Raw genomic sequence first — 23,317 nt, 5'->3', positions numbered from 1 at the left:
TACATGGACCAGTATCTTATGAATTTTTTTGGTCGAGAACAAGAGTTAGGCTCTCTCTAGCTCTTGTAATTCCTGTGTAAATAAGACTTTTTTCATAATTTGTGTTTTTGTTATTCGTAATTGAATGAATTGAGGACTGCCAATCATCCGGCCAAAGTAATACAACTTCTTTTGCCTCACTGCCCTGAGATTTATGAATTGTCAAGGCAAATGCTGGGTCAACTTTCCTGAGCCTTGCTGGGTGAATTATATTATGGGATTTTCCTTTTTGTCCTATATCAACTACAAATAGTAGACTTTTTGAACTATCTGAACCAACTATTAAGCCTACATCACCATTGGAGAGTCCTAATTCAGGCTGATTTTCTCCACAGATGACAGGAGTCCCTTCAGGCCAATGCATGACACCTCTTTCTAGGCATCTACCTAGAATGGCTTTGTTTAATTCCCTTACTCCCCAAGGACCTAATCTCCTTGGGCATAAAACTACAAATTCATCCAGAATAGATGAAAGCTGGTCTAATAAATAACTTTCACTTCTCTCATTGGAAGGAGACCTTTGTTTCGACATATTGTATAATTCTTTGCTTATAAGAGAAGCTAAGCTCTTTAAGCTTTGTTGGTAAGTTGTCACTTTTTGGATTAAAAATTCTGGAATTAATCTCTTGTTATGGAAGCTTATACAAACATTTGATTGTTCCGGTAACTTTTGGATTTCTTTCCAAAAACTAGATAACTCGTTATTACGTAGTACCTCAGCTAGAGAGGCAATAGCGCCTCTGTTTCGATAAACTTTATTAAGATTTACTGCTGCAACTTTAAATTCTTTAATTATTTGATCAGATTGTATTTCTTTCCAGATAGCACCACAGCCTATCGATGGGAGTTGATAAGGGTCTCCTACTAATATTAATTGACACTTTTGGGGAAGAGCATCTAATAAGCCTTTCATTAAATATATATCAACCATTGACATTTCATCTATTACTAATACATCTAGTTCAAGGAGTCTATTTTTATTCCTACCAAATTTTGTTTCTTGCGCTTCTAGCAATCTGTGTAATGTTTGACAATTTATATTATCGAGACTCTCTTTATGTTCATAATCATTATTTTCCATATATTTAAACAACGCTCCTTCAATTCTTCTTGATGCCTTGCCGGTTGGAGCTGCTAAACTTATCCTCGCATTAGGGTTTATTGATATACACTTGGCCAGCATTTTTATTATTGTTGTTGTTTTGCCAGTCCCTGGTCCACCACTTAGAAGAACAAGATTTTGAGTAATTACAGAATTAATTGCTTTATCTTGTGCAGATTTAATCTCAACTCTTGATTTTAAGGTATGCGCAGTGCTCTCAATTTCACTAATATTCCTTATGGTTTTATTCCTATAAATTAAATCTTTAATTATAGATTTCATTTCGTAATCCCATCTATACCAACTTATACGATTATCCTTATAAACAATCGGACCAATACCCTCTTTTATCCAACCACTATTTAATAAGTGTTTTAAATGTTCATTTGGCCATCCCTTCCCTTTATATAGTAATTCTCTATCTTGGTTCAATTTTGTATAAATATCTCCTCGATTTATCGCTTCTACAAGGACATAAATAACATCCTCTAGATGTATCAGGGATGAATTTGTGGGCATTCTTTTGGCTAAAGTTTTAGTAATTGCATTACTAAAACTTCTTAAATTTTGAGTTTGTTTTTCTTCTCTCATATGGCTTTTCCTAGCAGAAGCTGGTCAAGTTCAATAATATTCTTAAACTTGGCTTCTTCGATTATCAAACCAGGAATATTTCCCTTGTTAGATCTCATGCTCAGCTCATAATCACTAGGAATGCCTCTTAGGAATACGTAGATATAACCGCCAAGGTGCTTTTGTGGTGAGTAGTTGGGTAATCTCCACTTTAAGAATCTATGCAAAGCTACAAGGTATAAATTTGCCTGAAGTGGATAGTGATGCAGAACCATCTCCTTCTCCATTGAATTAATACTGTAATGAAATGACCCACAAGAAGAAAGTTCACCTTGCTCCGTAAAATCACCTAGCCAGTTGCTTTTCCAATCTGCTAACCACCAACGACTATTACTGATGTCATCTTTATCGTTGAAAATTAGATCAATAGAACCTGTTAAGAAGCCACTGCTACAGATGTTTAACTCCTTTAGTGAATTAATGTAGTCAATACCATATCTCTCACCCTGATTGCGTGTCATTACCTTTACTAGTTCACTAGATAAAATAGGTTTGTTTTCACTTGACAAGCAAATGTCAAATGAAAGTTCATTTACTCTTCGCTCCGTATTTAAATCTCTAAACTTTATATCTCCTAAAGGACCTCCCAGAGAGGTGCTCAGAACTCTTTCAAGTCCTTCCTGAACAATCTCTATTTTAGATAAATCTATTCTGCTTCTACTGAGTTCTTCTTTTATAATATTGACAGAATGTTCATTTTTTACTGAAGCTGTATAGTCTATTCGTTCTAATATTCTGTGTAGACATTCCCCTGCTATGGGGCCACGTGGAAAATGTTGTAAAGGACCTTGTTTCGACCAACTATTGGTTTTATTTTTCATTAGCTCAATTGGAAATGCCTTGTCTTGAAATGAACCTTTGATGTTGCCTTCTTGCTGATCTCTATCTCTCCCCTCCTCATTTTCTTTAGGGTAGTCTTTTCGACCACCTTCTTTTTCTATCGTTGATACCCAAGATGAATAGCTATGTCTCCCCCATGTTTGATCCAAGCTACGCTTAGGTCTTGGACCTAAGCTTAAGTTGTGATTTTCATAAGAAGGAGACCATTTACCACTAATTTCTTGTGATCTTACAGGGCGAACATTAAATTTTAAATTGTGTAATCTGAATGTTGTTTGTATATTCTCTGTGGTCAAGTCTTCAATTTTTGATTTATTAGCTTCAGGTCCAAAAAGAAAGAATTTTAAAGGATTATCAGTTTGGTTAGTTGCTATACTCCAAAAAATAATTAATTTGCATTCTGCACGGGTTAAAGCTACATAAGCCAATCTTTCCGCTTCTTCAATGGAATCTTCAACTGCTTTCTCATATATTTTTTGATGAGAGTCTAATCCTGACTTGAAGGAGAATACCCATTTGTTTTTTTCATCTGTCCTCCAAAGTGGCCCTTTGGGTTTTGAAGGGCTTTCCCATAGATACGGACATATCACTACCTTATATTGTAGACCTTTACTACGATGAACGGTTAATACATTAATAGCTTCCTCAGCAATGTCGCTGTTGGGTCGACGTTCTTCAGATGTTAGATCTGATCCTTTTATTCGTTGATGCTTTAGCCATCTTGCAGCTCCGGTTATGTCAAGCCCTTGCGAATGAACAGCTTCTTGAACAAGATGAGCACACTGATAAAGATCCCCTAATAATCTACCTCTTTCTGCAATGTTAGCTATATCACTGCTCTCTAGAAAACTCGATAAAGAACCAGTAATGCCAGTATGCTTAAAATTTTCTGATAAATTAATAAATTTAAGAACCAATTCGTCAAATTCTCCAGCATTGCTAGCTTCAGCTAATTTCTTAGCATCCCATCTCATTAGTTTTGAACAGGTTAGAAGTTTTAACCGGTCTATATGGCTAGGGGTAGATAAACAATCTAAGAACAATTGTAGGTTTTTCCCCCCTTCAGTTTCGAAAATATCGCCTTGATTTATTAGGCGGCTTGGAATATTTGCTTTAGAGAGTGAATCCCTTATTTCTTCTGCTTGCTTATGACGACTAACTAGTATACATATATCATTGGGACAAACTAGATGTTCTGTATTTGTTATAAGTTCAAGAGTTTTGTTAGTCACTATATTTGGTATCTTTAATTCAACATCCGCTTTAGTAGGTATATAGCTACTATTATTCGCCATTTTCTTATCACCGTGTTCAATTGATAATATCTCTATGGGGCAATGTTTTTTATATTCTTCGACTTTAGATTTACTTCTTTTTGATATCAACTCTGGAACAATTAATTTCGAATATTTCAGACCATTCTTCATGAAATTATTCAGGCAATCCATTAGCTCTGGTGTTGCTCTGTAATTTGTTGTCAAAGAATCTACTCTATCAACTTCTTCCTTTGCTCGTAAATATGTTTTTAAATCACCCCCTCTAAATTTATAAATTGCTTGTTTAGGGTCTCCTACCATTAATAAGAGATGCTCAGAGCTTTTAGCAAAGGCTTCTCTAAAAATCCTCCATTGGATAGCATCTGTATCTTGGAATTCATCAATTAAGATAACTTTGTATTTAATACGTAATTTACTAAGAATCGATTTGTTTTTACTTTTATGATCTTGAGACTCTGGGTCTAGGAGCTTTAACTGTTCACCATAGCTAATAACTTGTCTTTTATGCCTAATACTCTTTAACTTTTCAAATGTATAACTTAAAGAATGGTTCCAAACAATTTCTGCAGGTTTTTCCCATAAGTCTGCAATTGACTCTTGAAGTGTAGATGGCGTAAATGAATTACTATTACTTAGTTTTTTTTCTAATTCATATAGATTCTGTGGATGGTAGTAATCCTTTATTAATTTTTGAGCACGTATGTCTTTGTAGAAAATCTCATTATTATTTACGTCATCTTCTTTTGTTTTATAGAAACTCAGTATCCATTCATTAATCTCATTACATCTATTTTTTCTAGGGTTTGGCGTATATGGTCTCGTGTCTTTAACTCCTTCTCCTCTATATGATTTGGCTACTTCTTGGAGGCTTTTTTCTAATGCCATTCCATCCTTCTTCCAATTACATACAAAATTTTGCCAGCAAGCATGAAAACTTTCCTGGAATTGAGTTTTTAGAGATTTTGATATATCAACCTTGGGGTCATCGACTACAAACGCTAGACTTTGATCTTGGTCGATATCCATTAGATTTTTCGCTAAACTCTTTATGCTTATGCCAGCTTCTTCAATTCCCTGAAGATGTTTAGGCTCAAGTGACAATACATGCTCTTCCCAATAATCGCAGACTATTTCAATTATTAATTGTTTGTTTTCTTCATCTGTTAAAGCCTTTAACTCAATAGCATTACCGTTATCAATGGCCTCCCTTTGCAATGTACGCCTACAGAACCCGTGAATGGTCGTAATATCTGATTGCTCAATGTTAGCTAAAGCCTCTAATAAGAGGTTTGCCCAATACATACATTTGTCAGAATTTTGAGAGCACTTTCCCAACCATTCTCGAAGGACCTCATCGCTTTTAGATGGAATATCTCCGGCCTGTATAGACTCAAGTCCATGAAGAGCTGAAATTATTCTGTTCGATATACGTGACTTTATTTCTGCAGCTGTCGCCTTGGTAAAGCTAACTACTAAGATATTATCTATTGAATGCTCCCCCTCAGTTAATAGCCTTAAGACAAGGTGAGCTATAGAAAAGGTTTTGCCAGTACCTGCACTTGCTTCTAGTAGACGTAGGCCTGGAGTTAATGGATAGGTGTTAGGGTTGAATTCCAAGATTACGAAGGGAATCTATTCTTTTTACTTTTATCTTTCTTCGATATAAGATTCAAGTTTCTAATCCCTCCAATCAAAGAAGGGTATGTTATCAAAAATAGCTGGCGTTTCTTTCATGTAATTTGAGTACTCTGGATACCGTCCCTTAAGCCTATGCTCTTCTTTGATAGCTTTGCCAGTCAAAATAAAACATAGGCTAATTAATAATATTAAATGTAAAAGACTTAATTTTATTAGATTTAACCCAATAGAAATTAAGATCATTGACATATAAAGTGGATGCCTACAAATACTATAAATCCCATTCATAACTAGTTTTGCATTTCTCTTTGGTTCTGGTAATGGAGAAAGATTCTTGCCTAGCCTTAATACAGAACCTAAGGCAAGGATAGTGCCAAATAATACCAACAACTTACCAAAGACTCTTATTACAACCAACCAACTATACAATTCATTATTTAGATCATAAGGCCAACTATCTGCCAAATGTGCAGATATAACAGTTATTTGTGCTATTAACCACCATTCTCCATTTTTGTTGTTTCTCAATCCTTTCCAACTGAAACCCATCTCAGATAAAGTCGATGCTAATAATTTGTATGAGAATAATATACGTTTGTTTTTCATTTGCAATTGATAAATAAGTTATCTAATAAAGAAGATTTTCCAATAATGGTCTATATAGAATTTTTAAACATTGATTAAATGATTTATTTTTTAAAAAAGTCTCTGCTTCTGAATCATATCCAAAGCAAACTTGCATCTCAGGTGCATTACGCTCACCTTTAAAATTGTAAGCTCCCTCCCAATTCCTTTTGAAAATGACATCTGCTTGATCTGAATTTTTATGTCTTGCTAGGGCAAGCTCCCAGCCACTATTTGGAGGAACTGGCCAGCATTCTGATAAGCCATTGTATGCATTTTTCTCTAGTTCAATAAGAAAATCATTAGCTTTGTTACTTGGGATTGGGGCAAATTCAATAGATATTTGATAGTTATTATTTTTTAATTTAGATATACTTTTAGCAATTATTATCGTTTTAGTAGGCTTTTTAATGCTTGAACATAATTTTAGGTGATTTAACCATCCTTCTATTATATTTTTAGCTTTCAACCTGCCAACCTCTATAAGAATTGATTTTTCACCTGCTATTAGATATTCCTTTACCTCATTTCTATAGCATATTTGTTTTTTATTCAACTCGCCAAGTCTTGAGATCGTGCATAACAGATTTTGCCACCGACTATTTAATAGTTCTTCTTCAATTAATGCAGCAGATTTTGGAGGTAGAATTCCTTGACCTTTGTACTTGCCCACCCAATCTATTTTTAATTCCTTACCACTTAATTGTAATTTGTCACTCATACTATTCTTGATTAAGTCTCTAAAATTCTCATTTAAAAGTTTATACCTTGTCAATTCTGAAAGGCTTAATGGGTCTTGGTCTTGTATAGGTGCCTCTAATTCTCTTGGGTAAATTCCATATTGCTTTAGCCAGGTTGCTTGAGGCCTTGTAAGCCATGATAATAGTTGCTCATGAGTTAAGGTTATATTCTCAGAGGCTTTATGAGAATTCCATTTGAGTGGAAACGCAAGAGCTACAGAATTGACTTTGGTTATTTTGTCAATTTCTTTTCGAGCCTGCAGATTTCTTTTGTCGCAACTAAAAGGAGGGAAATTCCCTTGGGAAATAAAATTCCTTTTATCGAGTGGATTTGGGTCAGGATTTTTCAGGATCTCTTTGGATTTTGTTTCGCCAAGTTCCCCTTCAAGATATTCCAACCATTGTTGTACTGGATTTGAAGGTGGAAGAAGTTCACCTGTCTTTTCATCTCTACTATTCCATGTAATTAACAAATTATGCCTTGCTGACATTAAAGCTTCTATGAGAACATATCGATCTTTATCTGTACTTTTAGGATCGCCTAATAACCTTTTTTGTTCTAGAAGGTTAAACCCAGGACGATAATTTTGTCGAGGGAATATTCCCTCATCTAAACCCATTAGAACAATTACTTTGTGAGGGATAGCCCTCATCGGTTCCAGCGCACTAATCGTAATTTTCCCTGACCTATGTCCAAAACGACCAGTTTCAGTAAATATAAGACTTTTAAGAATGTCCGCAATAACTTCTGTCTCAATATTGAATTCGAAATCTCCTACATTTTTGAGCCATTCATCAATTTTTTCGTAAAAATTCTGATATTCCCAAGACCAGTTATCTCCATGATCAGAAAGCTCATTAACGATTTCTTTAAGGAGTTTTACCCACTCATGACATCTCTTACTATTCCTTAGAAGTTTTATTTGGTTGCTTATTTTTGAAAGTACTTCCCACCACTTGTATAGATCTTCATTACTTATACCTTTTGAAAATGGAGCTAATCCACCTAGCACAACTTCTGATTCGTTTGGAAATATAGCTCCCATGAGCCATCTTTCTAGACACCATGTCAAACTATTTGCTTCATCACCGTTTTTATCTATGTCATCTAAACCCCATCTAAAACCTGCCTCTTGTAAGCAAAAGGTGATGTTATTAATTTCTTTTGTATTCAATTTATACCGATTTTTAATTACTTCATGCGTGAGTAGTTGATCTAGATTACTTGCGGTTAATTTTCCACATGCTATATCTAAAAGTTGATTTAAATAGTGAATTAATCCTATTTCGTTTTGTTGACTTCTATCCGTTATTGTCCATGGAAGAGTTACCCCTGTTGCTGACTTGTCATTAAAGACTGATGGAATTAAAGGGGCAAATCTTTCAACATGAGGTGTCATGATTAAGATGTCTTTTGGTTGGAGACTTTTATTTAATGCAAATAATTGAATGATTTGGTCTCGGATTACTTGAACTTGTCTCTTTTGCCCAGGGCACTCAATAAAGCTAATGGAATTATCATCGTCTTCTTTCCTTAGCTGAATTGTTGAATCTTTATTTACTAATTTTTGTTGAAGTTGTTCTAGTAATGTTGGCAACTTACTTTCGTTTTCTGAAATACTTGCTGGCATTGCAAAGAGGTTTCGTTCTTGCCATTCCCCCAGCTGATATTCTCCACTACCTTCTAGTAGTTGTTCAAATTCAGATCCCATGCGGCCTAAATTTGCCTCAAGTCTTGGTTTGCCTAGTAACCAAAATTTATTAATTTTAGTGTAAGAATTATGTTCAATCTTTTCTCTTTTTTCTTTGCAGCGAGTCCATAAATCTTGACAAGGTGTTAAAAGAAAAATTTCTATGTTTATTGTTGATGACAATGCTTGGATAAGTTCTATTTGAAGAGGAGCCAAGCTGTTCACTCCAAAAATATAAAACTGTGCTGGGAGATCCTTCTTAGACTTTTCGCCAAGTTTTAACTTGTTGATAATCTCATTAACCTGCATACAAAAAGGTTCTTTTATAATTTTTTCTTTAACTAATTTGAATAAAAGAGGTTGCCATTGACTATCTGCAGGTAGAGATTTACTTATATCTTTAGATGCTTTATTAGTTCTACACCAATTCCCTATTAATTCAGGTCTGTACAAAAGATAATCATCAAAGGCTTCACTAATTGATTTAGCCAATTGCCACTTTTCTGCAGTAATACTTAGGTCTTGATCACTATAATTATCTAGCCAATTGAGTAAAACAGCGGCTTGATTTTTTTTAAGTAGCTCAGGTAATGATTCGATAATTCTCCAGGTAAGTTGCTCTGCACTCCAAGGATTATCTTTTCTTGTAAATTCTGAGCCTAGAAAATCATGAGCTAGTTTTCTTAAATATGTACCAGGGAAGGGGAAATTAACCAAGGCATTTATGCCATTAACTGAAGCAACTTGTTCGCTAAGCCATCTACCAGTTGGCCAAGTATTAACAATTACATCTACTTCTTCAAATAAATCTGGAGGAGTTAGTCGTAGTTGCTCTGCCAACACCTCCGCCAACCACTCAGCTCTATTGCTCCTATAGATTGTTAACAAGGTTCCTGAATAGTAGAAAGTGTTACAGAGATGTTTTGAAGATCGTAATTTTAAATTGTCTTTTAGTCATTTTACTAATTCTGAAACTTTGTGCCTATAAAAACATCTCTATTCAACTATTTTATAAATAAATTGTCTTGGCGAGGGTTTTTTACAAGTTCTTTCATTTCTCTAACAGCGTCTTTAAGTCCGACTGCCAATGCTCTAGCAACTATCGTATGTCCGATATTTAGTTCTTCTATTCCATGGATAGAGGCTATTGGTTCAACATTTTGATAGGTAAGACCATGCCCAGCATTTACATGCAAACCAAAAGATTTAGCGCGTGCAACACTCTCTTGGATTTTGGCTAATTGCTTTGTTTCCTCCTCCCGCTTTGCATTCGCATAGCAGCCTGTGTGTATTTCAATCCATCCCGCTCCAATTTCTTTCGAAGCTTCGATTTGACTCTCTAGTGGATCAATAAAAAGGCTGACTTCTATACCTTCGGATTGAATTCGATCAACTTTTGGTTTTAATAGTTTTGTATTTTTAAAAACATCTAGCCCCCCCTCTGTGGTTATTTCTTCTCTTCTTTCAGGTACAAGAGTAACCATATTAGGTTTTGTTTTAATAGCTATTGCAACCATTTCATCTGTCGCAGCCATTTCTAAATTCAACTTTGTATGAATAGTTTTTCTTAAAAGACTGACGTCTTCATCTTGAATATGTCTTCTGTCTTCTCGAAGGTGAACTGTAATTCCATCCGCACCTCCAAGTTCAGCAAGAAATGCCATTTGTACTGGATCGGGCTCATTTGCTAGGCGTGCCTGTCGCACGTTTGCAATGTGATCAATGTTTACTCCAAGACTTGCCATAAAAAAAATCACTCATCTAACAGTTTATTAACTGACTTGCACACATTTAATTAAATTGTTTAGCCGCTGCTTTAACTGCCCAATATCTTTAGTAGGGAAATATTTCCAGACTCTACTTCTCAAAAAAGCTTTTTAGCATTTTATCCTTCTTGAGCCAGGTTAATCGCGAACAACATTTATGCCTTGGGGTAGATCCCCTCTGGAGCAAACTTGCAATGCTTGCAACTCAAGATCTAGCCCTAAAGACTTTCTTTAGTAGAACAATTGTCTTAGGAAAACAATATTTGCCATTAAATGGACCTTTGGTTTTAGCTCCAACTCATCGTTCTCGATGGGATGCTCTTATGTTGACTATGGCAGCTGGAAGGAGGGTTTCTAATAGAGATTGTAGGTTTATGGTTACTCTTTCAGAAATGAAGGGTTTGCAGGGCTGGTTTTTAAATCGATTGGGGTGTTATCCAGTAGACCAACTAAGACCATCACTTATTTCTTTGAGGTATTCAGTTGATTTAATGATGGCAGGGGAGCAATTGGTTGTTTTCCCAGAAGGTCGAATTAATCGAACAGGTGAACCTTTGAAATTGGAGCAAGGTTTAGTGCGTCTTTCACAGCTCGCTTCTAAGAGAGGTGTTGACGTGCAAGTTTTGCCAATAGGCCTTGCTTATAGTGAAGTTATTCCTAAACCTTTTGGAACGGCTGCGATTAGTTTCCAAGAACCTATAGGAATCTCTAAATTAGGAAAGGAAGCAGCTCACGAATTTAACGTCACGCTATCTCAAAGGATGCATGCAGCTGAACAAGCTGCCCTTAGAATTGTGGGACGTATTTAGTAAAAGTCTAAAGTCATCTTAAATCTCTTTTGTATATGAGTTGTCGTCATCCTTTAGCAGCATGTGCCATTTTTGCAGGTTTGCTTTTCTCTGATATTTCTGCATTCGCTGAAACATCTTCTCCTGAAAATTACAAAGTTCTTTCTACTGAACGATCAGGCTTGAATCTAGATACTGTTCAAACTTTTTTGGACAAAGGTGATGACTTATTTTTAAAAGGTGATCTAGACAAAGCAAGAGTTGAATTTGATAAAGCTCGGGATGTTTCCAAGCAATTACTTAGTTTTTATAGGGATATTGGAAGTGCCTTTAAAGGAATGGATGCCCGAATTCCCCGTGAAATGGATTCAAATGGTCGGAAAGTACTTGGAATGCTCGCAAAAAGTAACCTTAGGCTGGCCAACCTATTTCGGAAGAAAAACCAGCCAGAAGTTGCTGTTCCTCTTCTAGTTGAAGTGGTCCGAGTAATGACACCAGCAAAAGCTGAAGGTCAACAGGCATATCAAGCTTTGGTTGAATTGGGATTTGTGAATATTCCGTATGCTGGTGGAAGAAAAAATGTTTACTAAATAAAATTTTATAAATGGTACATTCCAATCAAGTTATTGAATCAATTAAAAAGGTTCTACCTGATGCAAAAGTAACTGTTGAGGATTTAAGCGGAGGTGGTGACCACCTACAAGTAAATGTAGTTTCACCATCTTTCATTGGTCTTTCACGAATCAAACAGCATCAATTAATCTATGCAGCTCTTAAGAATGAGCTTGCTTCTGAAGCGATTCACGCTTTAGCTCTAAATACATCTGTCCCTAAGCAAAATTAAAAATGGATTTAAATACACGTACTCAAATTGAGTCTTTAATCCAGTCCAATCCAATTTTTGTCTTTATGAAAGGCAATAAATTGATGCCTCAATGTGGGTTTTCTAATAATGTTGTGCAAATCCTGAACTCATTAGGAATCTCTTTTGAGACTTTTGACGTTTTATCGGATGCGGACATAAGAGAAGGTATTAAAGAATATTCCAATTGGCCTACAATCCCTCAGGTATACGTAAAGGGCGAATTTATCGGTGGTTCTGACATCTTAATTGAGATGTATAACTCTGGAGAACTTAAGGAGAAGTTAGAAATTGCTTTGGCTTCTTAGGCTTTTAATCCCTTTTTAAAAAATAAAGGTTGTTTATATCTCCATCTGGACCAACAAAGCTAGAAGGATCCAAAATCCATCTATTTACGAGTTTTTCAAGCTTTTCTTGGTCTTTAGAATTTAGTCGTTTTGTTTTTCTTAATGCATCTATGTATCCATCTGCATAAAGCTTGAGTTCTGATGGGCTATGGTATCTGCTGATCAGTTCTTGGCATGCATCGCATATTGCTTGGAAATGCTTAATAGCTTCTGGGTCTTCGAATGTTTGTGATGTCATTTTTTGCTATTAAGGCTAGGTTTTTTCTCATCTAGCCTATTAATTGGTTATTTTAAAGGAGCTTTGTTCTGGCCTGTGACAACAACTTCAGACCTACTTTCGGATGAGCAAAGCGCTCAGTCTTTAACTAGTAGTTTTGCTATTCAACCAACCTCTGAAAGCCCTTCGAAGGTATTGGTAGTAGAGCCTCACCCAACTTTGCGAACGGTTTTGGTCCAAAGGCTTAGGCAGGATGGTCATCTTGCAGCAGCGGTTGGCTCAACGGAAGACGCAATAGATTTATGCAGAGATCAGTCCCCTGATCTTCTTGTAAGTGCTGAATTGCTTGACAAGAGTTCAGCTTTGAACCTTGCTCAACAACTTGGTTGCCCTGTAATAGTTTTAACAGCAAGAGCAGGTGTGGAGTCTCTAGTAGGGCTTTTAGATGATGGTGCAGATGATGTTCTTCGGAAGCCGTTTGGTCTTGAGGAGCTTGCAGCGCGATGTAGGACTCTTTTAAAGAGAGGGAGAGTTGGACTTCAAGAACGAGTGACTGTTGGCCCGCTAGAAGTTCATCTTCTTTTGAGGCAAGTAACTCTAAGAGAGAAACCAGTTGAATTAAGTCCTAGAGAATTTGCTCTTCTTTGTGCTTTGCTTATGCCACCTGGAATGGTAAGAAGCAGGCATGAACTTCTAAGAATGGCCTGGCCACCATTTAGTGGAGGACCTCGATCTGTAGATACTCAAGTCCTTACGCTTAGAAGAAAATTAGAGCAGGCTGGTTTAGGAGATGGAGGAGGTATCACTACTGTTAGACAACAAGGTTACAGATTTAGCCTTGATAGCCTGCCTGGCTAGAAGAATATAAATACCAACAAATTATCAATTAAGACAAATTTGATTATTTTGCACAATTACATTTACATTTTTTTTGTTTTTGTAGAGATCTTGAATTAATGCCTTTGCGATAAGATTTTCCAGTTCATTTTGAATAGTCCTTTTCAAAGGTCTTGCCCCGTAAACTGGATCGTATCCCTTTGAGCAAATCCATTTAATTGCTTCAGTGCTAATATTTAGCTCAAGCCCCTTACCTTTAAGTCTTTCGCTAATCCTTTCAAGTTGGATTTCTACAATCTTTTCTATATCATCTTTATTCAGACTATTAAAGATTATCGACTCATCAATCCTGTTAAGAAACTCAGGCCTGAATACTTTATTTAATTCCTTTTTTATCAATATATCAATTTCCTTCTGTTTAGATACATCATTTGACAACTCAATGATTGATTGACTTCCAATATTGCTTGTCATGATAATTATTGTATTGGTGAAATTTATTGTCTTTCCTTGATTGTCAGTAACTCTACCCTCATCAAGTATTTGTAGCATTAAATTAAATATTTCTGGATGAGCTTTTTCTATTTCATCAAATAACAATACTGAATAAGGACGCCTTCTTACTGATTCTGAAAGTTGCCCACCTGCTTCATAACCTACATATCCAGGAGGAGCACCTATTAGCCGACTGATGGAATGTTTCTCCATGTACTCTGACATATCTATTCTAATTATTGCCTTATAACTATCAAACAATTCGTATGCTAATGATTTAGTAAGTTCTGTTTTCCCCACTCCAGTTGGACCTAGAAATAAGAAACTTGCAATTGGCTTGTTTGGATCACTTAAGCCTGTTTTGGATCTAAGAATTGCATTAGAGATAGATTTAATTGCATTCCCTTGTCCAATAACTTTACTGCTTAACTTATTATTTAACCCAAGTACTTTTTCTACATCAGATTTTGTAAGCTTTGATATTGGTATTGAGGTCCACTTAGAAATTACCTCTGATATATCATCTTCTGTCACTTGCTCTCTAAGGAGTGATTTGTTACTAGATTTTATTTCATTTTTAATTTGATCTTCTTTTAATCTGAGTTCATTCTGTAATTTAACTAAAGTCCCAAATTCTAGCTCTGCAGCTTTGTTTAAATCATAATCTCTTTTTGCTTGTTCAATAAGTAATTGTACTTTTTCTATTTCTTCTTTTATTAAAGAGAGTTCACTTATTGAGCTTTTTTCTTTTTCCCATTGTTTATTTAATAAATATTGCTTCGAAATTAAAACTTCTAATTCAATCTCAATAATGGAAAGCCTCTCTTTGCTTATAGAATCTGACTCTCTTGTTAAAGATAGTTTCTCCATCTGTAATTGCAGTATTTTTCTATCAATTTCATCTACTTCCTCAGGCTTAGATGTTATTTCCATTTTTAATTTTGCCGCTGCTTCATCTATAAGGTCTATAGCTTTATCTGGTAAAAATCTTTCAGCTATATATCTATTACTTAAGGACGCTGCAGCGACTAAAGCATTGTCCGATATTCTTACTCCATGATGAACTTCATACCTTTCCTTGAGTCCCCTAAGTATTGATATAGTGTCTTCTACTGATGGTTGACTTATAAGAACTTGTTGAAATCTCCTCTCTAGTGCTTGGTCCTTCTCAATATGAATTCGATGCTCATTAATAGTTGTTGCACCAATACATCTCAGTTCACCTCTTGCCAACATTGGTTTTAATAAATTACTTGCATCCATTGAACCTCCTGCTGCTCCAGCGCCAACGACAGTATGTATTTCATCAATAAATAGAACTATCTTCCCTTCCGAGGAAGTTACCTCTTTTAGAACAGCTTTAAGTCTTTCTTCGAATTCTCCTCTGTATTTTGCACCTGCTATCAGTGCTCCCATATCAAGAGCAATTAATTGTCGTTTGTTCAGTACTGATGGGACGTCACCATTCACTATTCTTTGGGCTAGACCCTCAACTATTGCTGTTTTCCCTACGCCTGGCTCGCCAATTAATACTGGGTTATTTTTTGTTCTTCTGCTAAGGATCTGAATAGTACGGCGAATTTCTTCATCTCTTCCAATCACTGGGTCAACTTTGCCTGCTAAGGCTTCATTGGTAAGATTTCTGCCATATTTCTCTAAGGCTTGATAGTTGTCTTCTGCATGTTTGTCTGTCACTTTTTGATTACCTCTTATCTCCATTATTATGGAATAAAGGACCTTCTTATTTAGATTTACTCTGCTGAATATCTTTTCACAGCATCTTTTGTCTGTGCATAGTGCTATTAATAAATGCTCAACAGATATATAGCTATCATTTAGAGTAGCTTTCTCCTGATCAGCTCTGTCTAATGCCTTGTTTAAATTTTCACCTATAAATATAGATTCTGCCTTCAATCTTAATTTAGGTTGTTTATCTAAATATTGACTTGTAGTAACAGTGATAATTTCTGTTGATACGTTGGTTTTTTGTAGAATCCTCTTTGTAAGATCGTTTTCTGTTATGAGTGATAGAAGTAAATGCTCTGTTTCAATATATTGTTGGTAATTTTCTTGAGCAATTTCTTGGGCTTTTAAAATAGCACTCCAAGCATTTTCAGTAAATTGTTCTTGTTTGGGAGTCATCAATATTTTATTTAATTCTCTCGTTATTATGTTCAAGCATTTAAATCTTTAAGTGGGTTTACCGAATTAAAATAGATCGGTAATCATTAAGAGGTTCGGTTTTTACTTTGTAGGATTTGTTTTAGAACGAATTTTTTAAGGGTTTAATTTTGCTTTGCAAATGCCATTCATTAATTCTCTCGCTTGTTAAATCTTCTCTAAGATCGTTGTAGTTAATTTTGAATCCATATTTAGAAGCCAAGGTTAATAATCCTTCTTTATCTCTGCATCCCATTAATTTTGTTCTCAAGGACAAATTTCGTCTTGATGCATAAATAAAATCAGATAACTCTTCTTTAGACATGGGGCTCAAGTCTTAATTAATTTTATCTTATATAATCCTTTAAAAATATCAACTTGCCAATAAAAAAGGCAATAGCCCTTATAGGGCTACTGCCTTTTTGCTAATAAAACAAAATTAATTAATTAACAACTACCTTTCCTACCATTCCAGCACCTCTATGAGGCTCACAATAATAGTCATAGGTACCAGCTGCTGAGAATGTTTCTTCCCAAGACTCACCAGGAGCAAAGGCTAGATCTGGATGACTTAGTTCTTCATGCCCTTCAAATACTGCATTGTGAGGGGCGAGTTTATTGTTTACGAATTTAACAGTGTCACCAGTGCTAATTGTTACTGTGCTTGGCTCGAAAGCAAGCATTCCGGCATCAGTACCAAGCTTCACTTCTACAGTTTTGGCTTGTGCAGAACTAATCCCAAAAGAAAGAACTAGAAGCAATGCAAAGCTTGCTGTGACTATTGAACGAAGGATAGATAACATGTGAACTTAATTTTTCTTCTAGTATAGTAACCGCTTTATAGAATTTTTGTCTTTCTTGGCAAGCCAGATTTAAATAATATTTCTTTGAGGGTTTTGGCAAAACTTTTCCCCCCAAAGCTTTCTGGGTTCGTTACTGGTTTGTGTACAAAATGCCTTTGCTTAATGCTAAATCTGTCCCAACTGCTGATTTTTATTGGAAGAATTATTATTAATGCTCTTATTAACCATCCCCAAAGGGGGAGACTAGGTGTCTTTCTTAAACCTCTCCAATGTAGGAGTGTCTCTATTGCCTGATCAATTGATATGGCGGGCTGACCTAGAACAAGCTTAGGTATTTCTTTTGAGGAGCTTTCTAGAGTTGGCAATTTGTTCTTTGTACAAAGCTGTCCGCATATGAATGCTATGTCAGCTGCATGAATGAAATGAAACCTAGAGTAGGCTTTGAACCATCTAGCAAGCCAAAGCCAAGAAGCGGCTTCATTTATTCCCTCAGTTAAATAACTTCTTGGATAAATTCCCTTTCCATCGCACCTCCCACCAAAAACAAGAGTAGGAAAAATAGCGATTGTTTTTTTGGAAAGCTTATGATTCTCAAGTTCTTCCAAGCATTTGGCCTTGGTTTGGATGTATTCTGTACCATAGGCCAATGCTTCAGGTAAAGGTTTGAGAGAATTATTGAGAATGCTTGCAGTGGAAAAATAGATAATTCTTTCTATCTTTAATGGATTCAGAAGAGAAAGCATTTTCTTGACGGCAATTAAATTGACTTCATTTGCTCTAACTGGATCACCCCAAGCAGTTGCTGTATGGATCACATGCGTTATTTCAGATAATTCCTCGCGAAAAACTTCTATTTCTCTTAAGTCACTAATTAAAAGATTTACTCGATCTTCATTTTGATCAACAGAAGTTAATTTGCGAGGGTCCCTAAGTAATAAATATAAATCTGCTTGGGTATTTTTTAAAAGCCAGTTAGATGTGTATTGACCTACGCAGCCAGTTGCCCCAGTTATTAGAATTTTAGTCTCTTTCACATTTGTCCTATTAAATCGTTTACATTTTTACCAGCCTCAAAGAATACTCTTGCATTTTCTTCAGGTGTCCCAGGAAGTATTCCATGACCAAGATTAAGAATGTGTTTCCTTCCTTTGGCTTTTAAAACAGTATCTACAATCCTTGCTCTGATTGCTTCTGGCGTCCCAAAAAGTAATCCTGGGTCAATATTTCCTTGTATTCCTATATTTTTAGGAAGTCGAGAACAACCTTCCGCCATATCAACTGTCCAGTCCAAAGATATAAAATCAATACCGGTACTAGCCATTCTTTCTAAGACACCCGCACTTCCTGAAATGTACAAAATCATGGGGGTCTCTGGATGTGTTTCTTTTACTAGATCAATTACCTTCTTTTGATAAGGTGCAGCAAATTTCTCATAATCTATAGGGCTTAATTGTCCAGCCCAGGAATCAAACATTTGTACCACTTGAGCTCCAGAATTAATTTGATACCTCAAATAGATTGCGATCGATTCTGCAAAATGGTCTAGCAATTTGTGCAGTAATTCTGGCTCTTGAAATGCCATCGATTTTATAACTGCATAGTTCTTGCTGCTTTTCCCTTCAACAACATATGCTGCAAGAGTCCATGGAGCACCAACAAAACCTAGTACAGCGGCTTGATTGCCAACACTTTCTCTTAAGCGTCCAAGAACTTCACCAACGAAAGAAAGGCTTTGATCAGGGTTTAATTGCTTTAAAGAATTTACTTGTTGAAGATTTCTAATTGGATCTTGTATTAAAGGCCCTTTGCTTTCGACGATATCAAAATCAATTCCCATCCCAGGTAGAGGGGTAAGTATATCTGAGAAAAGAATTACACCATCAGGTTTAAATTCCCGAAATGGTTGCATTGATATTTCGTAAGAAAGATCTGGGTTCTCTGAACGTTCTCTAAAACTTGGATGTCGATCCCTGAGGTCTCTATAAACTTTCATATATCTTCCAGCTTGACGCATCATCCAAACAGGTGGCCTGTTTACAGATTCTCCTCGGGCGGCCCGAAGTAATAATGGTAGTGAGTCGGTCATGCGTCCTTCATGTCAATGGAAAAACTTACTTGAGATAGACCTCTAAAAGTGCTTTAAAAGACTTTTAAGACGTTCTTCGTCACACCTTTTTGGATTTCTCATGCTTTTTTTTAGTAAAGCAGCTTCCTATATCCATAGATTACTTAAGAGATGTGGTTTCCTTTGGATCATGCTTAAGAATGAGAACACTTAAAGCTGGTAGAGCAAGGTCAATTGCATGTGCATAATCATGTATGTTGCATTTTTCAGAAAACTTGCCTCCTAAGTTGCCCGTATTAGATCCACCATATTTATCTGAGTCAGTGTTAAATATTTCTTTGTAATAGCCTTCAATAGGAACGCCCACTCTGTAGTTTTGGTGAGTCTCTGGAGTGAAATTAGCTACAACAATTAACCATTCCCCATTCTTACTCTCTCTTCTCATAAAGCTAATTACCGAATTCTTATTATCTTTGCAATCTATCCATTGGAATCCATATTCGTTAAAGTCCTCCCTCCATAAGGCGGGTGTTGATTTGTAAAGTCTATTTAAGTCATCAATTAATCTTTGAATACCTTTATGGGGTTGATACTCTAGAAGCTCCCATTGAAGATCATCCCAAACATTCCATTCTTGCCTTTGGCCAAATTCCATCCCCATAAATATTGTTTTCTTCCCAGGATGTGTCCACATGTAAGCAAGCAATGCTCGAGTATTTGCATATTTTCTCCAATCATCACCTGGCATTTTATGAAGTAAGTGGCTTTTACCATGCACTACTTCGTCATGGCTTAGAGCAAGCATGAAATTTTCTGTGTAGTTATAACAAATTGAAAAAGTTACGTTGTTTTGATGGAATTGCCTAAACCATGGATCGATTTCAAAGTAATCGAGCATGTCATGCATCCATCCCATATTCCACTTGAGATTAAAACCTAGCCCACCTGAATCAGTCGGCTTAGTTACTCCTGGCCATGTAGTTGATTCTTCAGCAATAGATAGGGCTCCAGGAAAGTGTTCAAAGAGAACATGGTTTGCTTGTTGAAGGAATTTCACTGCTTCGACATTTTCATTGCCACCATCATCATTAGGGATCCATTCTCCTTCTGGTCTTAGATAATCTCTATAAAGCATTGAAGCTACAGCATCAACACGAATACCATCTATATGAAACTGTTCAAACCAAAAAACTAAATTAGCTACTAAGAAATTCCTTACTTCATTCCTACTGTAGTTAAATATCAAAGTCCCCCATTCTTTATGTTCACCTATCCTTGGGTCTGAATGTTCATAAAGGTGTGATCCATCGAAGAATGCAAGACCATGCCCATCCTTTGGGAAGTGACCTGGGACCCAATCAAGAATTACGCCAATCCCTTCTGAATGACATTTATCTACAAAATATCTAAATTCGTCTGGGCTTCCATATCTACTTGTTGGCGCATACCATCCAGTAACTTGATATCCCCAGGATCCATCAAAAGGATGTTCGGAAATTGGCATTAGTTCAATATGAGTAAAACCTCTTTCTTTTACATAAGGAATAACTTTTTCGGTTAATTCAGGATATGTAAGAAGTCTGGTCCCTGGTTTTAGATCAGCTGCAGGAACTGGTTTTCTTTCTTGCCCATTTCCTTCTATGAATGGTCTATCTGCTTGTGCATGCATCCAACTCCCTAGGTGCATTTCATATACAGATATAGGCTTGTCTAAAGGGTTGTTTTCATCTCTTTTTGATATCCATTCTTTGTCTGTCCATTTGAAAGAATCAATCTTTGCGACAACTGAACTTTGTGCAGGCCTTACTTCATGCTCAAAGCCATATGGGTCTGCCTTCTCATAGCAATGTCCCTCTTCAGTACGTATTTCGTATTTATATAAAGTCTTCTCTTTTACATCAGGTATAAATAATTCCCAAATCCCTCCAAGTCTTTTTTGCATGGGATGTTGGCGACCATCCCAGGAATTTATTTCGCTGATTACAGAAATACTTCTAGCATTAGGCGCCCATAAACAAAACATTACCCCTTTGATCCCTTCCCTATCGCAGAGGTGTGCACCCATCTTCTTCCAAATGTGATGATGGTTACCTTCAGCGAAAAGATGTCTGTCAATTTCTCCCATCCATTCTTCTCTAAATGACCACGGGTCATATTGTTTATGCTCGATACCACCTCTGAAGACTTTAAATTGGTAATTATTCCCAGGGTTTTTATCTAGTAAGGTTTCGAATATCCATGGATGATTTGGATTTGATAGGACAATTTCAGAATTCTCAATTACAACCTTAACGTTATCTGCTTCTGGCATCCAAGCTCTAACAATCCATTTGGTTTCAAATTTATGAACACCTAAAACACTAAATGGACTGTCATGTCTGCAGTCAGCAAGCTTTTGACCTTCATCAGACATCCAGTCAACAACAAAACTGGTGGTCATGATTCAAGGGCAATGTGGAACAGGAGCTTATCTGATTAGGTGCAATCTTGTTTGATTATTTGGACAGATGTGGACAGATTTCAAGCTTGGCTTGCTTAAGGTCTAAGAAAATTGTCGTTATCAATGAATGGATTGAGGGAGAGCCTGCATCTTCCATTGAAAGACCAGGGTTTACTCCTATTGCTGGCCAGCATCCACCTGCTATCGATAAGCGAAGTCGACAGCCTTTTGAAATAGAAGCAAATAGTGGCTGCATCGATATTTCCTTTAAACTAGAAATATTTGCTTCAAGATCTTGTATACGTAGTGTGCCTGTTGAGAGCTGATCAACTCTTGTTTGACTTTCATTCACTATCGATAAAGCAACGCATAAATCAAAGCTTTCTCTATCTGTATGAGCAAAGATCTTAAGTTTAGGGATGCCTTCTATATCAAATGCGTTTTTACAAGGATTTGTTGTGAAGGTGGCTACATCATTCCTTTGATCAATTTCGATTCTATTAACTAAGCCTGGCTCCGGACTTAGATGCCCACCAATCCCAGGAGTAGGACGCCAAGGATCATAAACAATAACTTGTAAACCATTGCTTTCTTTATTGGTAATTAGTAACCCATCATTAATATTAGAAGAAGCATTCCCTGTACTTTTAAGACTAAAATTAATTACTGAACTTTTAATATTCTCGTTAATAAACCATTGTTTACTTGTTATATTCCAAATCTTCTTCAAAGGTTTAGGGCTTAATTCTTTATTTGATGTCTTGAGGTGCTTATTGAAAAAATTTAAGTGTAGTTCTTGGACACCATTCCACCATTTTAAATGTGTTGCAGGACCGATATGTAGTTCTGGTATTCCACCTACTTCAAGGGATTGTTTATAGATATCAAGTATTCCATTTAAATGTGGGTCCCACCACCCTCCAATTATCAACATTGGACTTTGTAACCATTGTTTTAAAGGAATATGAACTAACCATTCTCCCTGCTTATTTTTGGAGGCTTTGAACCATTTGTATGCCATCCCCTTAGGGTCATAAGTTTCTAGAAGCTCAGGACCTTTAGACAGATAGGAATGGTTTGCCAAGCTTTCTCTAATCTGGTTCCATCCAAATTCATTGTTTTCCCTTTTTAATTTTTGAGCAGCTAATTGTAATCCCCATGCCAATCCTAGATGCCACAAATAAGCTCCTCCTTCACAACTCCAATGAATTTTTTCATTTAATCCTGTCATGGCAGGAGCCATGCAATCTGGAGGAGGCGTCCCTTTCTCAGCTACTAATTGCGTAAACCCTTGATAAGAGAATCCATATGTTCCAATTTTACCGTTGCATTCAGGTAATGATCTTACCCATTTAAGGGTTTTAGTTGTGTCTGAAGCTTCCTGAGCAAAACCAGAGAAGGAACCTGTTGAATCTCCTTGGCCTCTTACATCTTGGATTATTACTAAATATCCATGACTAGCAAACCAAGTAGGATGGGCATATGTAATTGTCGATGCAATTTCTTTTCCATATGGCTGCCTCATGAGTAGTGCAGGCCATGGACCTTGTCCTTTTGGGAGCCATATTCTTGAAACGAGCTTGTCGTTTTCACTGATTAAAAGTTCTTCTACCCTGCTATTTATTTGATCCACAATGGCAAACCTTGTCACTTAACATCAGGGCAGTGAATTCCTATTACGTATATAGAAAGAATTTCGGCATCAGTTTCAGACAAGTTTTTTGTAAGGCTAATTTCTTTTATCGCCTCTTTCGAACCTATTGAAATACCCTCTGAATTGAGACTGCGAAATCTCTTGCACATTGAGAGTGCCTCTGAAGGATTATTTTTAACATTTTCTAAAAGACTTGGTTTTGCAAAAGCTTTATAAGTGCTAAAAAAAGTTGCAAGGATGATTAGTGCGGCATAGCTTTTCATAGCACTTTTTATTTGCATGTTTATATTTCAGACCTGACA

The 23,317-nt window shown here is 36.3% G+C and carries 19 protein-coding genes; 5 read left to right on the top strand and 14 right to left on the bottom strand.

What is annotated here, in order from left to right; all coding sequences use genetic code 11:
- Nucleotides 1–16: 16 nt before the first annotated feature.
- From recD to O5635_RS02610, 5 genes are all read right to left on the bottom strand, one after another.
- Nucleotides 17–1,732 (bottom strand): exodeoxyribonuclease V subunit alpha, encoded by a 1,716-nt coding sequence (recD, locus tag O5635_RS02630; RefSeq protein WP_052042990.1) that lies wholly within the window; start codon nt 1,730–1,732, stop codon nt 17–19.
- Nucleotides 1,729–5,505: a UvrD-helicase domain-containing protein gene (locus tag O5635_RS02625; RefSeq protein WP_052042993.1), complete on the bottom strand. Its 3,777-nt coding sequence runs from the start codon at nt 5,503–5,505 to the stop codon at nt 1,729–1,731. The genes recD and O5635_RS02625 overlap by 4 nt, the downstream gene beginning before the upstream one ends.
- 60 nt (nt 5,506–5,565) lie before the next feature.
- Entirely contained in the window at nt 5,566–6,132 is a 567-nt protein-coding gene (locus tag O5635_RS02620; protein WP_072013276.1) for a methyltransferase family protein, read from the bottom strand.
- Between the two features lie 22 nt (nt 6,133–6,154).
- A complete protein-coding gene (locus O5635_RS02615; protein WP_036902665.1) occupies nt 6,155–9,469 on the bottom strand; it encodes an exodeoxyribonuclease V subunit gamma in 3,315 nt (1,104 codons plus the stop codon).
- 116 nt (nt 9,470–9,585) lie between these two features.
- Nucleotides 9,586–10,326 carry a pyridoxine 5'-phosphate synthase gene (locus O5635_RS02610; protein WP_036902666.1) on the bottom strand — a complete coding sequence of 247 codons (741 nt, stop codon included), beginning with the start codon at nt 10,324–10,326 and terminating at the stop codon, nt 9,586–9,588.
- 149 nt (nt 10,327–10,475) lie between these two features.
- Between O5635_RS02610 and O5635_RS02605 the strand changes: the two genes are divergently transcribed.
- Genes O5635_RS02605 through grxD form a run of 4 tightly spaced genes read left to right on the top strand, consistent with a single transcriptional unit; the run spans nt 10,476 to nt 12,305 of the window.
- Entirely contained in the window at nt 10,476–11,156 is a 681-nt protein-coding gene (locus O5635_RS02605; protein ID WP_052042997.1) for a lysophospholipid acyltransferase family protein, read from the top strand.
- Between the two features lie 35 nt (nt 11,157–11,191).
- Nucleotides 11,192–11,725, top strand: a complete 534-nt coding sequence (locus O5635_RS02600) for a hypothetical protein (protein WP_036902672.1) — start codon at nt 11,192–11,194, stop codon at nt 11,723–11,725.
- A gap of 14 nt (nt 11,726–11,739) precedes the next feature.
- Nucleotides 11,740–11,979: a BolA family protein gene (locus tag O5635_RS02595; RefSeq protein ID WP_036902675.1), complete on the top strand. Its 240-nt coding sequence runs from the start codon at nt 11,740–11,742 to the stop codon at nt 11,977–11,979.
- 2 nt (nt 11,980–11,981) lie between these two features.
- Nucleotides 11,982–12,305, top strand: coding sequence for a Grx4 family monothiol glutaredoxin (gene grxD, locus O5635_RS02590; protein ID WP_036902677.1), 324 nt, complete (start codon nt 11,982–11,984; stop codon nt 12,303–12,305).
- 4 nt (nt 12,306–12,309) lie between these two features.
- On the opposite strand, the gene O5635_RS02585 is transcribed toward grxD, so the two are convergent.
- Nucleotides 12,310–12,582 (bottom strand): DUF6761 family protein, encoded by a 273-nt coding sequence (locus O5635_RS02585; RefSeq protein WP_036902679.1) that lies wholly within the window; start codon nt 12,580–12,582, stop codon nt 12,310–12,312.
- 75 nt (nt 12,583–12,657) lie between these two features.
- Here O5635_RS02585 and O5635_RS02580 point away from each other — a divergent pair, with 75 nt between their 5' ends.
- Nucleotides 12,658–13,419: a response regulator transcription factor gene (locus O5635_RS02580; RefSeq protein ID WP_036903645.1), complete on the top strand. Its 762-nt coding sequence runs from the start codon at nt 12,658–12,660 to the stop codon at nt 13,417–13,419.
- Between the two features lie 24 nt (nt 13,420–13,443).
- Here O5635_RS02580 and clpB read toward each other — a convergent pair whose 3' ends face one another.
- The 8 genes from clpB to O5635_RS02540 all read right to left on the bottom strand — a co-directional run bounded on the left by clpB (nt 13,444) and on the right by O5635_RS02540 (nt 23,296).
- Entirely contained in the window at nt 13,444–16,035 is a 2,592-nt protein-coding gene (gene clpB, locus O5635_RS02575) for an ATP-dependent chaperone ClpB (RefSeq protein WP_036902681.1), read from the bottom strand.
- A gap of 121 nt (nt 16,036–16,156) precedes the next feature.
- Nucleotides 16,157–16,378 carry a Nif11-like leader peptide family natural product precursor gene (locus tag O5635_RS02570; RefSeq protein ID WP_036902683.1) on the bottom strand — a complete coding sequence of 74 codons (222 nt, stop codon included), beginning with the start codon at nt 16,376–16,378 and terminating at the stop codon, nt 16,157–16,159.
- A 118-nt stretch (nt 16,379–16,496) separates the two neighbouring features.
- Complete coding sequence (gene petE, locus O5635_RS02565; RefSeq protein ID WP_036902685.1) at nt 16,497–16,856, bottom strand: plastocyanin; 360 nt, start codon at nt 16,854–16,856, stop codon at nt 16,497–16,499.
- A gap of 35 nt (nt 16,857–16,891) precedes the next feature.
- A complete protein-coding gene (locus O5635_RS02560; RefSeq protein WP_036902686.1) occupies nt 16,892–17,890 on the bottom strand; it encodes an NAD-dependent epimerase/dehydratase family protein in 999 nt (332 codons plus the stop codon).
- Nucleotides 17,887–18,942 (bottom strand): uroporphyrinogen decarboxylase, encoded by a 1,056-nt coding sequence (hemE, locus tag O5635_RS02555; protein WP_036902687.1) that lies wholly within the window; start codon nt 18,940–18,942, stop codon nt 17,887–17,889. The genes O5635_RS02560 and hemE overlap by 4 nt, the downstream gene beginning before the upstream one ends.
- A 139-nt stretch (nt 18,943–19,081) precedes the next feature.
- Complete coding sequence (gene glgB, locus O5635_RS02550; RefSeq protein WP_036902688.1) at nt 19,082–21,361, bottom strand: 1,4-alpha-glucan branching protein GlgB; 2,280 nt, start codon at nt 21,359–21,361, stop codon at nt 19,082–19,084.
- 55 nt (nt 21,362–21,416) lie between these two features.
- Nucleotides 21,417–22,994 carry a CocE/NonD family hydrolase gene (locus tag O5635_RS02545; protein WP_036903649.1) on the bottom strand — a complete coding sequence of 526 codons (1,578 nt, stop codon included), beginning with the start codon at nt 22,992–22,994 and terminating at the stop codon, nt 21,417–21,419.
- Between the two features lie 14 nt (nt 22,995–23,008).
- Nucleotides 23,009–23,296 (bottom strand): hypothetical protein, encoded by a 288-nt coding sequence (locus O5635_RS02540; protein WP_241462968.1) that lies wholly within the window; start codon nt 23,294–23,296, stop codon nt 23,009–23,011.
- Between the last annotated feature and the right edge of the window lie 21 nt (nt 23,297–23,317).

The organism is Prochlorococcus marinus str. MIT 0919 (genome assembly GCF_027359375.1).
Lineage (GTDB): Bacteria > Cyanobacteriota > Cyanobacteriia > PCC-6307 > Cyanobiaceae > Prochlorococcus_D.
Note: the sequence above shows the minus strand (reverse complement) of the source record. Positions and strands in the feature narration are given on the sequence as shown.